Here is a 15044-nt window from a genome sequence, read left to right on the forward strand (position 1 = left end):
GCTGCGAGAGCCTGGGGGACCCCCAGATCCTACTAGGAGCCGGGTGTCCGGTTCGCGCGCACCATGTCGACGAACAGGCCGTGCACGCGGTGGTCTCCGGTCAGTTCGGGGTGGAACGAGGTGGCGAGCGCGTTGCCCTGGCGCACGGCGACGATGTGGCCCTCGTGGGTGGCCAGCACTTCGGCCTCCGCCCCCACGGACTCGACCCAGGGCGCGCGGATGAAGACGCCCTCCACGGGATCGCCCTCGACGCCCTCGACGGCGACCGCCGCTTCGAAGGACTCGTTCTGGCGTCCGAAGGCGTTGCGGCGCACGATCATGTCGATGCCGCCGATCGTCTCCTGCCCCGAGCGCGGGTCGAGGATCTTGTCGGCGAGCATGATCATGCCGGCGCAGGTGCCGTACACGGGCATCCCTTCACGCACGCGCGCGCGGAGGGGCTCCATCATGCCGAAGAGGTGGGCCAGTTTGGAGATGGTGGTGGACTCACCGCCGGGGATGACCAGGCCATCCACCTCGGCGAGTTCCTCGGGGCGCCGTACCGCCCTGGCCACGGCGTCCGCCGCGGCCAGGGCGATGAGGTGCTCCCGTACGTCACCCTGGAGGGCCAGGACGCCTATGACGGGGGTGCTCATGAGTGGTGTGTCCTACCAGCCGCGGTTGGCGTAGCGCTCGGCCTCGGGGAGGGTGTCGCAGTTGATGCCGACCATGGCCTCGCCGAGGTTGCGGGACGCGTCCGCGATGATCTTCGGGTCGTCGTAGAAGGTGGTGGCCTTCACGATGGCGGCGGCGCGCTTGGCCGGGTCGCCGGACTTGAAGATGCCGGAGCCGACGAAGACGCCCTCGGCGCCGAGCTGGCGCATCAGCGCCGCGTCGGCGGGAGTGGCGACGCCGCCCGCGGAGAACAGCACCACCGGGAGCTTGCCGAGCTCGGCGACCTCCTTGACGATCTCGTACGGGGCGCGCAGTTCCTTGGCCGCGGCGTACAGCTCGTTGTTGTCGTAGCCGCGCAGCCTGGCGATCTCGTTCTTGATCTGACGCAGGTGACGGACGGCCTCGACGACGTTGCCGGTGCCGGCCTCGCCCTTGGAGCGGATCATCGCGGCGCCCTCGGCGATACGGCGCAGGGCCTCGCCCAGGTTGGTGGCACCGCAGACGAAGGGGGTGGTGAACGCCCACTTGTCGGAGTGGTTGACCTCGTCGGCCGGGGTGAGGACCTCGGACTCGTCGATGTAGTCGACGCCGAGGGACTGCAGGACCTGGGCCTCGACGAAGTGGCCGATGCGGGACTTGGCCATCACCGGGATCGAGACGGCGTCGATGATGCCCTCGATCATGTCCGGGTCGGACATCCGGGCCACGCCGCCGTCCTTGCGGATGTCGGCCGGGACCCGCTCCAGGGCCATGACGGCGACGGCGCCCGCGTCCTCGGCGATCTTCGCCTGGTCGGGGGTGACGACGTCCATGATCACGCCGCCCTTGAGCTGCTCGGCCATGCCGCGCTTCACTCGGGCGGTGCCGGTCGCCGCGTTGTCTTCGGGGCGGGCGGGGGTGGGGAGCGTGCTGGACACGGGTTGACCTCACTCGGTGAAAGAGGGTTTCTGCAGTACCGAGGAAACGGGAGTGGACCAGGCCACTGCAAGGGCCAATGGGGACCCGGTGGCTCGTTTTCCGGCCCCCGCCGCCCCTGCCCGACCCGTCCCCGGGGACTCCGCCCCGGACCCCGCCAGGGGCGCTGCGCCCCTGGACCCCCGCATCGCCCGAAGGGCTCGTCCTCAAACGCCGGACGGGCTGAAAATATCCAGCACAGGTAAGCACCATCAGCCCGTCCGGCGATTGAGGACAAGGCCCTCAAGGCCGGAGCGGGGGTCTGGGGGCGGCAGCCCCCAGGGACGGCCAGGCAGCAGACGGCTCAGCTCGTAGGCCGGTCAGCCAACGCGGTAGGTGGCTCGTCGTCCATTTCGAAGGCCATCGGGAAGGGCGCGTGACCGGCCAGCCGGAACCACCGCACCTTGCGGTGCCTGCGCAACGCCCGCGCCGCCCGCACGGCGTCGTTGTGGAACCGCCGGGCCATCGGCACCCGCCGCACCGCCTGCGCCAGCTCACTCGCCGCCGCGTCCCCGCCGGGTGCCTCCCGCACCGCCTCCATCTGCTGCACCTCTCCGAAGACGGCCCGCAGAGCCTGGCTCAGCTCACTCTCGGCGACCTCGCGCTGCTCCTCCTCCGCCTGTCTGGCGGCGTGCGCCGCCTCGTAGAGCACGATCGAGGCGGCCGGGTCGAGCACCCCGGAGGTCGCCAGTTCCTGGGCGACCGAGGCCCGGCGCAACAGCTGCGCGTCGAGCGCGGCGCGCGCGGCGTCGATCCGGGCGTGCAGCCGGTCGAGACGCCCCGCGGTCCAGCTCAGGTAGAGGCCGATCGCGGCGAGGCCGACGAGGATCCAGATCAAGGTTGCGGTCACGGGCCGCAAGGCTACTCGGGCGTGGTCACCCGCCCCTCACGTCCCCCGCGCGGGCGTCCCGCCCCGCAGGAGGGCGTCAACGCCCTCCTGCCGCTCCCCCGCGCTCGTCCCGCGCCAGCCCGAACCGTGCCCGCAGCCCCGTCCGTTCGTCCGCCGCCACCGCCGCCGCCCCGTCCGTCACCGTCTCGTACACGGACAGGATGTCGGCGCCGACCGTGGACCAGTCGAAGCGCCGTACGTGAGCGCTGCCCCGCGCACGCAGTTCGGCGCGGCGCTCGGGGTCGCCCAGCAGGCGTACGGCGGAGGCGGCCAGCGCGTCCGCGTCCTCGTTGGCGAACAGTTCCCCGGCCCCTCCCTGGTCGAGCACCTGGGCGAAGGCGTCGAGGTCGGAGGCCAGTACCGGCGCCCCCGCGGACATGGCCTCCACCAGGATGATCCCGAAGCTCTCGCCGCCGGTGTTGGGTGCCACGTACACGTCGACGCTGCGCAGGAAGCGGGCCTTGTCCTCGTCACTGATCATGCCGAGGAACTCCACGCGTGAGCGCATCTCGGCGGGCAGTGACTCGACGGCCTCCTCCTCGTCACCCCGGCCGGCGACCAGGAGCCTGGTCCTGGGGCGTTCGGCGAGGATCTTCGGGAGTGCCTTCATCAGGACGGGCAGACCCTTGCGGGGCTCGTCGATGCGGCCGATGAACCCGAGTGTGTCGCCCTGCCACTCCTGCTGGGGCTTGGCGCGGGCGAAGAAGTCGACGTCGACGCCGTTCGGGATGACGACCGCGTCACCGCCCAGATGCTCGACGAGCGTGCGCCGCGCGTACTCGCTCACCGCGATCCGCGCGCTGATCTTCTCCAGCGCGGGCTGCAGGATCGGGTACGCCGCGATCATCGCCCGGGAGCGCGGGTTGGAGGTGTGGAAGGTGGCGACGATGGGCCCCTGCGCGGCCCAGCACGCGAGCAGTCCCAGGGACGGCGAGGTCGGTTCGTGGATGTGGATCACGTCGAAGGTGCCGTCGTGCAGCCAGCGCCGCACCCTGGCCGCCGACAGGAAGCCGAAGTTCAGGCGCGCCACCGAGCCGTTGTAGGGCACCGGGACCGCGCGGCCGGCCGAGACGACGTACGGCGGCAGAGGGGTCTCGTCGTCCGCGGGGGCGAGGACGGAGACCTCGTGCCCGAGGCGGATGAGATGTTCGGCGAGGTCACGGATGTGGAACTGGACGCCGCCCGGTACGTCCCACGAGTACGGGCAGACGATGCCGATCTTCACGGCCGCTCCCCGTCGGACGGTGCGGGGCGGGGCTCCAGGTCGGCGAGCCACAGGCGCTGCAGCATGTGCCAGTCCTCCGGATGGTCGGAAATACCCGTGGCGAAGGCGTCGGCCAGCGCCTGTGTCATGACAGACGTCTTCTCGGCCCGGGTACCTGTCTCGGGGACCTCGACGGGGGGATGCACACGGCCCTGCATCACGGGTGAGTCGTCGTACCAGAGCGTCACCGGGAGGAGCAGCGCGCCGGTCTGCTGGGCCAGCAGCGCCGGGCCCGCGGGCATCCGGGTCGCCTCTCCGAAGAACTTGACCTCGACGCCGGACGCGGACAGATCGCGTTCGGCGACCAGGCAGACCAGGCCCCCGTCGCGCAGCCGCCGGGCCAGGGTGCCGAACGCGGTGCCGCCGCTGTGCGGGAGGACCTCCATGCCGAGGCCCTCGCGGTAGGCGACGAAGCGGTCGTACAGCGATTCCGGCTTGAGGCGCTCGGCCACGGTGGTGAACGGCGTCTCCAGCTTGGTGGTGACCCACGCGCCGGCGAGGTCCCAGTTGCCCATGTGCGGGAGGGCGAGGATGACACCCCGGTCGGAGGCGATGCCGTCGGTCAGGTAATGCGCGTCCCTGGGGTCGAAGCCCGTCCGCACGCGCTCCCGGCTCCAGGCGGGAAGGCGGAAGGACTCCATCCAGTAGCGCAGGTACGAGCGCATGCCCGCACGGGAGAGCTCCGCGAGCCGTTCCGGGCCCGCGTCGGGCACCACGCGCGCGTAGTTGCTCTCCAGGCGCAGTACGCCCTTGCCGCGTTTCCTCCAGGCGATGTCCGCGATGGTGCGGCCGAGACGTACGGCGACCGGCTCCGGGAGCGTCTTGACGGTGCTCCAGCCGAGCGCGTACGCCCCGTCCACCAGTCTGTCCTGGAGGCTGGTCACGACGTGGCCCCGCTGCTGTGCGCGGCGGCCGCGTCGGCCTCGGCGGACTCCCGGCGTACCGTGACGACGCGCTGGACGAGCGTCACGAGGCTGCCGACGGCGACGATCCACAGCGCGACGGGCAGCAGCCACTGGATGCCGGGAACCCCGAACTCGTGCAGCCCCGCGAGGCCCGCCGCGACCAGTGAGATCACCAGGCGTTCGGCGCGCTCCACCAGACCGTTGACGGCGACCGGCAGACCGATCGACTCGCCGCGGGCCTTGGTGTACGAGACCACCTGCCCGCTGGCCAGACAGAAGATCGAGACGGCGCAGAGCACGTTGTTGTCGCCGTTGCCCGCGTACCAGAGCGCGAAGCCGCCGAAGATGGCCCCGTCGGCGACCCGGTCGAGCGTGGAGTCCAGGAAGGCCCCCCACCGGCTGGAGCGGCCGAGCTGGCGCGCCATGTTGCCGTCGACGAGGTCGGAGAAGACGAAGAGCGTGATGACGATCGTGCCCCAGAAGAACTCTCCCCGGGGGTAGAAGACCAGCGCGCCCGCCATCACTCCGGCCGTGCCCAGGAGGGTGACCGTGTCGGGGCTTACCCCCCGGCGGATGAGAAACGCGGCGAACGGTGTGAGGACACGCGTGAAGAATGCACGCGCGTACTTGTTCAGCATGGCCTTCCCGACGGTCGGTGTCGCCGGGCGGCCCCTGCTGGCCCCCGGCTGGCCCATCGTAGTCACGCGCGCGCATGTGCGACGGTCGGGCACCCGCACCCCGTGTCACGCGGGGACTCCGCGGGTGGCACGGCGCGATCGCGTCCTCCGTATGGACGCACCGTGACGCGAGTGCAAAGCTCGAAGTCACCGCGGGCGTCATCGGAGCCGTACCGCTGGGGGTACCCCTGGACCCGGTCCGGGGAAGGATCCGTCGTGCCCGCGCCCACAGAGACCTCACCGTGCACGGGAGGCAAGGCCATGGGCGACAAGGCGAACGCACACCCCGGAGCCGCCGGCAGGGCTACGGCGGCCGACCACCCCGCGTCCGTACGGAATGTGGTGCTGGTCGGCCACAGCGGATCGGGCAAGACGACGTTGGTGGAGGCTCTCGCGCTGACGGCGGGAGCCGTGAACCGGGCGGGCCGGGTGGAGGACGGCACCGCCGTGTCCGACTACGACGAGATCGAGCACCGGCAGCAGCGCTCGGTGCAGCTCTCCCTGGTACCCGTCACCTGGGACGGATACAAGATCAACATTCTCGACACCCCCGGATACGCCGACTTCGTCGGAGAACTCAGGGCCGGTCTGCGCGCCGCGGACGCGGCCCTCTTCGTGGTCTCGGCCTCGGACGGCGTGGACGGCTCGACCCGGATGGTCTGGGAGGAGTGCGCGGCGGTCGGCATGCCGCGGGCCATCGTGGTCACCCACCTCGAATCGGCCCGCGCCGACTTCGACACGATGACCAGGATCTGCGCGGAGGCCTTCGGCGCCGACGACCCGGACGCCGTACTGCCGCTCTATCTGCCGCTGCACGGAGAGCCGGGCCCGGACGGGCACGCGCCGGTGACCGGGTTGATCGGGCTGCTGTCGCAACGGCTGTTCGACTACTCGTCCGGTGCGCGCGAGGAGGCCGAGCCGGTGGACGGGCAGCTGCCGCTGATCGAGGAGGCGCGCAACCGGCTGATCGAGGGGATCATCGCCGAGAGCGAGGACGAGAGCCTCATGGACCGCTATCTGGGCGGCGAGGAGATCGATTTCAAGACATTGGTGCAGGATCTGGAGCGGGCCGTGGCGCGCGGGGCGTTCTTCCCCGTGCTGGCCGCCGCGCCCGCCGCCGAGGGCGCCCGGCAGGGACTCGGCACGGTCGAGCTCCTGGAGCTCGTCACCGGCGGCTTCCCGACCCCGCTGGAGCGCGCGGCACCCGCGGTGACGACGCCGGACGGCGCGGCGCGCGAGGTCAGGGCCTGCGACCCGGACGGGCCGCTGGTGGCGGAGGTCGTGAAGACGGCCAGCGACCCCTATGTCGGCCGGGTCTCGCTCGTCCGCGTCTTCTCCGGCACCCTGCGCCCCGACGAGACGGTGCACGTCTCGGGGCACGGGCTCACCGACCGCGGCCACGAGGATCACGACGTCGACGAGCGCGTCGGCGCGCTGTCCGCGCCGTTCGGCAAACAGCAGCGCGCCCTCACCCACTGCATCGCGGGCGACCTGGCGTGCGTGGCGAAACTCAACCGGGCGGAGACCGGCGACACGCTCTCGGCCAAGGACGACCCGCTGCTGATGGAACCGTGGCAGATGCCCGACCCGCTGCTGCCGCTCGCCATCCAGGCGCACAGCAAGGCCGACGAGGACAAGCTCTCACAGGGGCTCGGCCGGCTGGTCGCCGAGGACCCCACCATGCGCCTGGAACAGAACCAGCACACCCACCAGGTGGTCCTGTGGTGTCTGGGCGAGGCGCACGCGGACGTCGCCCTGGAGCGGCTGCGCAGCCGGTACGGCGTCCAGGTCGACGTGGTACCGCACCAGGTTTCGCTGCGGGAGACGTTCGCGGCCAGGTCCGCGGGGCGCGGGCGCCATGTGAAGCAGTCCGGCGGCCACGGCCAGTACGCGATCTGCGAGATCGAGGTCGAACCCCTCCCGAACGGCTCGGGCATCGAGTTCGTGGACAAGGTCGTCGGCGGGGCGGTGCCCCGGCAGTTCATCCCGTCCGTCGAGAAGGGCGTGCGCGCCCAGGCGGCCAGGGGCGTGGCCGCGGGCCATCCGCTCATCGACGTGCGGATCACCCTGCTCGACGGCAAGGCGCACTCGGTGGACTCCTCCGACGCCGCCTTCCAGACCGCGGGCGCGCTGGCGCTGCGCGAGGCCGCCGCCGAGGCGAGGATCCATCTCCTGGAGCCGGTCGCCGAGGTGACCGTCATGGTCGGCGACGACTACGTGGGCGCCGTGATGAGCGACCTCTCGGGCCGGCGTGGCCGGGTCGTCGGCACGGAGCAGACGAGCGGCGGACGCACGCTCGTACGGGCCGAGGTGCCGGAGATGGAGATCGGCCGGTACGCCGTCGATCTGCGCTCGCTCTCGCACGGCACCGCACGTTTCCAGCGCAGTTACGCGCGGCACGAGCCGATGCCGCCGCAGATCGCCGAAAGGATGCGCGAACGGACGCGGGAGGCCTCGTAGTTCACACCGGACGCGCTCCGGTTCACCCTCGGCGGGCGGCTTCGGCCGTCCGCCGACGAAGCCCGCCGCCTGCCGATACGCTGATGACCTGATCAAGCTGATGGCTGATGACGTGGTGACTCGATCACCATGACTGACTGATCAACAGGTGTGCGGGGCAGGGAAGTCGGGAAAAGCCGCAGAAGCGACACCGGCGGCGATGGGGGCGGGAATGACGGTTCCAACCGGTTTCGAGGACATGTTCGGGCCACAGGTGCCACGCTCGGGTTCGGACGAGATGGCGACGTACGCCCTGGCCTCGGCCGCGTACCGGGACGACGAGGTCGGGAAGATCCTCGAGGCCAACAACGAGTGGCACGAGTCGAAGGTCAATCCGGGCCGCAAGTGGGCGACGATCCTGCGGCCCAACCTCGGCGAGGCCTTCGCCCAGGCGGTGGTGACCCGCATGCTGGGCGTCGGCCGCAGTCCGGTCGTCCAGTCCTTCGGCATCGAGCCGCAGGCGGTGGTCGAGCACTGTCTGGCGGCCAACCGCCTGCGCAAGGAGCGCGACACCCGCCTGACGGTCGTGATGACGCTCTGCGGTCTGCTCTTCCTGCCGGGGCTCCTGCTGTGGCTGCTGGTCTTCCAGATACGGACCGCCGTCTCCAAGCGCGAGGACAAGCGGGCCTCCGCCCTCGCCACCGCGCTCCTCGTCGCCGTGGGCGTCGTCGCCGTGATCGCCATGATCCGGCTGCCCTTCACCGGTCCCCTGGCCTGGTACGTGCGGGGCGCGATCGTCGCCCCGGTCGTCGGCTGGCTGCTGGCGAAGCAGATCTGCGAGCGCACCGCGAAGGACCTGCGCACCCGCTGGAACAACCTCCTCTCCGGCAGCACCGTGGGCGCCCGGGTCCCCGAGTCCGTCCCCAGCAGCCCCGGCGACACCCGGGCCGAGCGGCTGCGCCAGGCGTTCGGCGAGCTGCGCGACGAGCAGCGGTCGAACTCGGTCTTCTACGCCGGCCCCAAGGGCATCCTCGGCATGGGCACGCGCTGGGGGCACTGGCACCTCGCCGAGGAACTGGTGCCGGTCGTCTCGGACCAGATGCAGAAGGTGGGGTCGCTGAGCGCGGAGCTGGCCAAGCACCTGGTGCCGGCCCCGGAGATCAACAGGTTCCAGAGCTTCGACGTCGTCAGCGCCGTCGAGCGGGCGCTGGAGCGGCTCCACACGAGCCCACTGACCACGGGCGGCTTCCCCAAGCCGGAGATCCGGCACTGGGTCGTCACGCACATCCCGGCGAGCGCCAAGGCCGTCACCCGCCCGAGCGGCAGCACGGCCCACCAGGTCAACCTCCAGCAGATCCGGGACATCTGCAACAAGCAGCAGTACAACAACGGCGAGCGGCACTACCTCGGGGTCCAGTGGACCCTCTACGACGGCCAGTTGGTGATCAGCATGCTCGTCTCGGTGACCGTGCTGCACAAGACCCTGCGCATCGAGCTCACGGGTCATGCCCTGGGGCCGGTGAACGGCCTGTTCATGGGGAAGCCGGCGGCCAAGGAGAAGAAGGTCGCCAAGACGGTCAAGTTCTGGGAGACCCGCACGGTGAAGCTCCCGCTGGTAGGAAACGACGAGGTCGTACGGCTCGCGGCCCGCGCCCCCTTCACCTGGTACCCGCCGCTCCTGAACTGGCTCGGCGGCTCGCTGACCCTTCCCGAGCCCTTCGGACTGCGGCACGCCTGGGCCGACCAGCCCTGGAAGAACCGCTTCATGACCGACGACGTACTGCGCTCCGCGACCCCTGTGCTGCGTGTGGTGCACGAGGCGGTCATCGAGTTCCTCAAGGGCCACAACGTGGACACCGCGAAGTTCGACGGCCGCACCTCCGTGCTCAGCGGCGCGGTGCAGGACCCGACACCGAAGAAGGACGACGTCTACGACGCGTAGGCCTCCGACGGATCAGCCGGAGGCGGCGGCCCGTGGGAGAGGCCGGCCGGTGGCATGGATTCCCACGCCCCCATTTCGCGCCCCTTCCGGGGTCCGGCCGGGCTACGGTCTGGGCCACGCCTCGGCGAGCATCTCGCGGGTGTCCGCGAGCAGTTGGGGCAGGACCTTGGTGTGGCCGACGACCGGCATGAAGTTGGTGTCGCCGCCCCAGCGGGGCACGATGTGCTGGTGGAGGTGGGCGGCGATGCCCGCCCCGGCCACCGTGCCCTGGTTCATGCCGATGTTGAAGCCGTGCGCGCCGGACGCGGCCCGCAGCGCGGTCATGGCCTGCTTGGTCAGCTCGCCGAGCTCGGCGGTCTCCGGACCGGTCAGGTCGGTGTAGTCCGCGACATGGCGGTAGGGCACGACCATGAGATGGCCGCCGTTGTACGGGTAGAGGTTGAGCACCGCGTACACCTGCTCACCGCGCCTGACGATGAGCCCGTCCTCGTCGGACTTGGCGGGGATCGAGCAGAACGGACAGCCGTCGTCGGCCCCCGGGCCGGTGGGCTTGTTCTCGCCCTGGATGTAAGCCATCCGGTGGGGCGTCCACAAGCGCTGGAACGCGTCCTGCGTCCCCACTCCGATCTGCTGCTCCGGCTCACTCGTCATGTGGTGCAGCATATTGCTTCGCCCGTTCGCGGCGTGTCGGCGGGGCTCTCCCGGATACGCCCCGGGCCAAGCTGGGCCGGTGGACGACGACAGCCCGCAGGCCCGCTGGGAACGGCACACCGAGGTCCCGCTCGGTCTCTGCGCGCTGCTGTTTCTCACCGCCTACGCGGTGCTGGTCCTGGGCGACGGTCTGCCGCCCGCCGCACGGGACGCGTGCCTGGCCGCGCTGCTGGCCGCCTGGGGTCTGTTCCTGGTCGACTACGGAGTGCGCTGGCGGCTCAGCGGCCAGGGTCCCCGCTTCGTACCGGCCCACTGGCTGGACATACTGATGCTCGTCCTGCCCCTGCTGCGCCCGCTGCGCGTCGTCAAGGTGTACGAGGCGGTGCAGCGCCGTCGCGGACGACCCCGTCTCGCCCTGTACGCGCGCGTGGCCTTCTACGCGGGTCTGTCGGTGCTGCTGCTCGGCTTCGCCGGCGCTCTCGCCGTCTACCAGCAGGAGCACTCGGCACCGCACGCGACGATCCGCACCTTCGGTGACTCGGTGTGGTGGACCTGCTCCACCCTCGCGACGGTGGGCTACGGGGACGTCGTCCCGGTGACCCGGCTCGGACGCACGATCGCGGTGGGTCTGATGGCGTGCGGTCTGGCGCTGCTCGGCGCGGTCACGGGGTCGTTCTCGTCGTACGTGTCGGATCACTCCACGCGCCGGATCACTCCGCGCGTCAGACCTGCCCGCCTCAGACCTGCGTGCGCTCCTCGACGATCTTCGCGATCTTGGCGATCGCCTCGTCGACGGGGATGCCGTTCTCCTGCGAGCCGTCGCGGTAGCGGAAGGAGACGGCGCCGGCCGCCATGTCCTCGTCGCCCGCGATGACCATGAAGGGCACCTTCTGCTTCTGCGCGTTGCGGATCTTCTTCTGCATGCGGTCGGAGGAGGAGTCGACCTCGACGCGCAGGCCCTTCTTCTTCGCCTCGGCGGCGAACGCGTCGAGATACTCCACGTGCGCGTCGCCGATCGGGATGCCGACCGCCTGGACGGGCGCCAGCCAGGCCGGGAACGCGCCCGCGTAGTGCTCCAGGAGCACCGCGAAGAAGCGCTCGATGGAACCGAAGAGCGCGCGGTGGATCATCACCGGACGCTGCTTGGTGCCGTCGGGACCGGTGTACTCCAGGTCGAAGCGCTCGGGCAGGTTGAAGTCGAGCTGCACGGTCGACATCTGCCAGGTCCGGCCGATGGCGTCCTTGGTCTGGACGGAGATCTTCGGGCCGTAGAACGCGGCGCCGCCCGGGTCCGGGACGAGCGGGAGGCCCTGCTTCTCGGCCACCTGCCGCAGCGTCTCGGTGGCCTCCTCCCAGACCTCGTCGGAGCCGACGAACTTCTCCGGGTCCTTGGTGGACAGCTCGAGGTAGAAGTCGGTGAGGCCGTAGTCGCGCAGCAGGTTCAGGACGAAGGTGAGCGTCTTGTCGAGCTCGTCCGCCATCTGCTCCTTGGTGCAGTAGATGTGCGCGTCGTCCTGCGTGAAGCCGCGGGCGCGGGTCAGGCCGTGCACGACGCCCGACTTCTCGTATCGGTACACGGTCCCGAACTCGAAGAGACGCAGGGGCAGTTCGCGGTACGAGCGGCCGCGCGCGTCGAAGATCAGGTTGTGCATCGGGCAGTTCATGGGCTTGAGGTAGTAGTCCACGCCCTCGTCGAGCTGCATGGGCGGGTACATGCCGTCGGCGTACCAGTCCAGGTGGCCCGAGGTCTCGAAGAGCTTCCCCTTGGTCGCGTGCGGGGTGTAGACGAACTCGTAGCCCTCCTCCTCGTGGCGCCGGCGCGAGTAGTCCTCCATGACCCGGCGGATGATGCCGCCCTTGGGGTGGAAGACGGCGAGGCCGGAGCCGATCTGGTCCGGGATGGAGAAGAGGTCCAGCTCGTTGCCCAGCTTGCGGTGGTCGCGCTTCTCGGCCTCGGCGAGGAAGTCCAGGTGCGCCTTCAACTCGTCCTTGGACGGCCAGGCGGTGCCGTAGATGCGCTGGAGCATCGGGTTCTTCTCGCTGCCGCGCCAGTACGCGCCGGCGTTGCGCATGAGCTTGAACGCCGGGATGTTGCGGGTGGTGGGCAGGTGAGGACCGCGGCAGAGGTCCTTCCAGCACAGCTCGCCGGTCTTGGCGTCGAGGTTGTCGTAGATCGTCAGCTCGCCGCCGCCGACCTCGACGTCCGCGCCGTCGGCCCCGTCCTGGGCGGCCGCGGAGCCCTTGATGCCGATGAGCTCCAGCTTGTACGGCTCCGCCGCGAGCTCCTCGCGGGCGTCCTCGTCGCTGACCACGCGGCGGGAGAAGCGCTGGCCGCGCTTCTGGATCTCCTGCATCTTCTTCTCGACGGCCTTGAGGTCCTCGGGCGTGAACGGCTTCTCCACGTCGAAGTCGTAGTAGAAGCCGTCCTTGACGGGCGGGCCGATGCCGAGCTTGGCGTCCGGGAAGAGCTCCTGCACGGCCTGGGCCATGACGTGCGCGGTGGAGTGGCGCAGGATGTTGAGGCCGTCCGGTGAGGAGATCTCGACGGGCTCGACCTCCTCGCCGTCCTTCACCTCGTACGCGAGGTCCCTCAGCTCGCCGGCCACGCGCGCCGCGACGACGGTGCGCTCGCCGGCGAAGAGATCGGCGGCCGTTGTGCCCGTCGTCACCACGCGCTCTTCCCGCTCGGAATCGCGTTGGATGATCACACGGACGTCTGACACCGGACTCTCCTGCCTGAAGGTGGGCGCGCCGCTACGCGCGGGCGCAGACAGGAATCGTACCGAGCCGAGGCCTCCCTCCGCGAAACGGTTCTCGCCGGTCCGGGCTCAGTCCCCGCTGCACGCCTCCTCGAAGAAGTCCAGATTCTCCTGGAGCGACTTCATCAGCCGGTCGCGTTCGGCCTCGTCGACCTGCACGGGTACGACTCCGGAGGCGTCCGTGAGCCTGCGGAAGCCGCCGCGGCTCTCCAGCCGCCCGTGCACCCGCACCGGCAGCCCGACGAGATGGGCCTGCCCGGCTATCCGGTACGCCTCCTCGTCGAGGGTCACGCGCACGTACGGGACCTCCGCGCCCGCGATGACCCGCAGTCGTACGGTGCCCTCACCGCGCGGCTCCGACCTGCGTATCCGCACCACGGCGCCGGTGATCCGGACCGGCACGGACGGCTCCTCGCGCAGATAACGGGCCGCGGCCTCGCGCAACACGGGCACGTCGCCGGGCGAGAACTCGACGGCCTCGTCGGGCGCCGCGCAGCCCTCGGGGACGCCGGCCGCGGGCGCCCACTCGACGGCGACGCGGGCGCCCTCGGTGCCGCGTACGAGGGCGACGACGGCCTCGGTGAGTTCGTGGCTGACGCCCGCCTCGACGGCCGCGTCGAAGGCGTCCATGCCGCCGGTGGCCCGCTGGTAGTCGATGGCCTCGCGGGCGGCGTACAGCGCCTGGTGCAGGCGTACGGCCAGCGACCGGCCGGTGTCCACGGGCACGAAGGCGGTGAGCCGGCGTCCGCCCGGTTCGGCGCCGACGAGGACGTTCTCCAGGGACGCGGCGGCGGGCCTGCGGTACCGGGCGCCGTAGTAGCCGGCCCGCGCGCGGGTGGCGAGGGCGGCCGCGAGCAGCATCTGGCGGGCGGCCGAGCGCAGCCGCTCCTCGACGCTCCAGGGTGTGACGCCGACGGGACCGGCCGGGACGTCGCGCCACCAGCGGATCTCGTCGCTGGGCACGGCGAGGGCGACCAGCACGTCGCGCGCGGAGGGGGAGCCGCTGCGGGAGAGCGCGTCGAGGGCCTCGCCGAGAAGGTCGTCGCTGTCGGGGAAGGCCCGGTTCTCCGGCACGAGCAGGCTGGTGCCCGAGCCGCCGGGCCCGGGTGGGGTCCACCTGCCGTACCGTCCCGCGGCGCCGCCGCGACGTTGCCAGCCGTGCCGGTGCAGCAGGGCGCTGAGCACGGCGGGGTCGACCTGGCCGGGCTCGGGCGGCTCGGTCCAGTGGGCCTCGGCGGGGTGCGGCCTGACCGGTCGGAGGGGTTCGTCGATCGGGCGGTGCGTCATGGCCTGCCTCCCGTCCCGACCCGCGTCATGATCTCGCACAGGGCCCGGTCGTCGAATATGCGCGAGGTCGGTATGCGGACGGTGGTTCTGCGCCGGCCCGTGACGGGCTGCCCGGCGAGGTTGGTCCAGTAGCAGCAGTGCCGCAGGTCGAGGCGGTCGTGGCTGGCGCGCAGCCAGTCGTCCTGGGACCGGGGCACGAGCATCACGACCAGGATCTTGTGCACGGAGACCGGGGTGCGGGCGAGCTTCGCCAGGTGCTCGTTGTCGAGCGTGAAGGAGAAGGCGGGGCCCGGGGGGTTCGGCGGGATCTGGTACGTGCACTTGAGCTGCACCTTGATGGTGACTTCGTCGTCGACCGTGTGTCCCGGGCCGCTGTGACTGACGTGCCAGTCGATCCCGTTGTCCGGAAAGGGCTGGGACAGGGAGCAGCCCGCCGCCGCGGCGACGGCGTGCAGGTAGCCGACCTGCAGTGTCTCCATGCAGGCGGTGGTGGCGAGCGTGCCGCGATGGGGTGCCGTCCGCTGGGGCAGCAGCCCACCCCGCTCGGGCTGCGCGATTGCCATGAGTCCAACAGCCTTCCAAGCCAAGAGAATCCCCGCGACGGGCCGCTGAACTGCAAAGAC

Annotated in this window: 12 protein-coding genes and 1 pseudogene; 3 read left to right on the plus strand and 10 right to left on the minus strand. The window is 71.0% G+C overall.

All coding sequences use genetic code 11. The annotated features are described in order from the left end of the window. Positions 1 to 32: 32 nt before the first annotated feature. The 6 genes from pdxT to pgsA all read right to left on the minus strand — a co-directional run bounded on the left by pdxT (position 33) and on the right by pgsA (position 5361). Positions 33 to 635 carry a pyridoxal 5'-phosphate synthase glutaminase subunit PdxT gene (gene pdxT / locus HEP85_RS08145; protein ID WP_168527195.1) on the minus strand — a complete coding sequence of 201 codons (603 nt, stop codon included), beginning with the start codon at positions 633 to 635 and terminating at the stop codon, positions 33 to 35. A gap of 12 nt (positions 636 to 647) precedes the next feature. Continuing rightward, the gene (gene pdxS / locus HEP85_RS08150) at positions 648 to 1571 is read right to left on the minus strand and encodes a pyridoxal 5'-phosphate synthase lyase subunit PdxS (protein WP_168527196.1); all 924 of its coding nucleotides are present in this window, start codon (positions 1569 to 1571) and stop codon (positions 648 to 650) included. 341 nt (positions 1572 to 1912) lie between these two features. After that, entirely contained in the window at positions 1913 to 2458 is a 546-nt protein-coding gene (locus HEP85_RS08155; RefSeq protein WP_168527197.1) for a hypothetical protein, read from the minus strand. A 76-nt stretch (positions 2459 to 2534) separates the two neighbouring features. Continuing rightward, a complete protein-coding gene (locus tag HEP85_RS08160; protein WP_168527198.1) occupies positions 2535 to 3722 on the minus strand; it encodes a glycosyltransferase family 4 protein in 1188 nt (395 codons plus the stop codon). Then, positions 3719 to 4645: a phosphatidylinositol mannoside acyltransferase gene (locus tag HEP85_RS08165; RefSeq protein WP_168527199.1), complete on the minus strand. Its 927-nt coding sequence runs from the start codon at positions 4643 to 4645 to the stop codon at positions 3719 to 3721. Before HEP85_RS08165 ends, HEP85_RS08160 begins: the two co-directional genes overlap by 4 nt. Further along, positions 4642 to 5361, minus strand: a complete 720-nt coding sequence (gene pgsA / locus HEP85_RS08170) for a phosphatidylinositol phosphate synthase (RefSeq protein ID WP_168533433.1) — start codon at positions 5359 to 5361, stop codon at positions 4642 to 4644. The genes HEP85_RS08165 and pgsA overlap by 4 nt, the downstream gene beginning before the upstream one ends. Before the next feature lie 243 nt (positions 5362 to 5604). On the opposite strand from pgsA, the gene HEP85_RS08175 reads away from it, so the two are divergent. Next, complete coding sequence (locus tag HEP85_RS08175; RefSeq protein ID WP_168533435.1) at positions 5605 to 7803, plus strand: elongation factor G-like protein EF-G2; 2199 nt, start codon at positions 5605 to 5607, stop codon at positions 7801 to 7803. Positions 7804 to 8014: 211 nt separating this feature from the next. Next, the gene (locus tag HEP85_RS08180) at positions 8015 to 9724 is read left to right on the plus strand and encodes a hypothetical protein (RefSeq protein ID WP_168527200.1); all 1710 of its coding nucleotides are present in this window, start codon (positions 8015 to 8017) and stop codon (positions 9722 to 9724) included. Between the two features lie 102 nt (positions 9725 to 9826). On the opposite strand, the gene HEP85_RS08185 is transcribed toward HEP85_RS08180, so the two are convergent. Then, positions 9827 to 10387: an HIT domain-containing protein gene (locus HEP85_RS08185; RefSeq protein WP_168527201.1), complete on the minus strand. Its 561-nt coding sequence runs from the start codon at positions 10385 to 10387 to the stop codon at positions 9827 to 9829. A 67-nt stretch (positions 10388 to 10454) separates the two neighbouring features. Here HEP85_RS08185 and HEP85_RS08190 point away from each other — a divergent pair. Next, positions 10455 to 11063 (plus strand): annotated as a pseudogene (locus HEP85_RS08190) (potassium channel family protein); the annotation flags it as partial. A gap of 49 nt (positions 11064 to 11112) precedes the next feature. On the opposite strand, the gene thrS reads toward HEP85_RS08190, so the two are convergent. The 3 genes from thrS to HEP85_RS08205 form a co-directional block, all read right to left on the minus strand. After that, entirely contained in the window at positions 11113 to 13098 is a 1986-nt protein-coding gene (gene thrS, locus HEP85_RS08195; RefSeq protein WP_168527203.1) for a threonine--tRNA ligase, read from the minus strand. Between the two features lie 105 nt (positions 13099 to 13203). Beyond that, positions 13204 to 14421, minus strand: coding sequence for a hypothetical protein (locus HEP85_RS08200; protein WP_369657645.1), 1218 nt, complete (start codon positions 14419 to 14421; stop codon positions 13204 to 13206). Then, positions 14418 to 14984, minus strand: coding sequence for a DUF4365 domain-containing protein (locus tag HEP85_RS08205; RefSeq protein WP_153291635.1), 567 nt, complete (start codon positions 14982 to 14984; stop codon positions 14418 to 14420). Before HEP85_RS08205 ends, HEP85_RS08200 begins: the two co-directional genes overlap by 4 nt. Positions 14985 to 15044: the final 60 nt, after the last annotated feature.

The organism is Streptomyces sp. RPA4-2, assembly GCF_012273515.2.
Taxonomy (GTDB): domain Bacteria; phylum Actinomycetota; class Actinomycetes; order Streptomycetales; family Streptomycetaceae; genus Streptomyces; species Streptomyces kaempferi.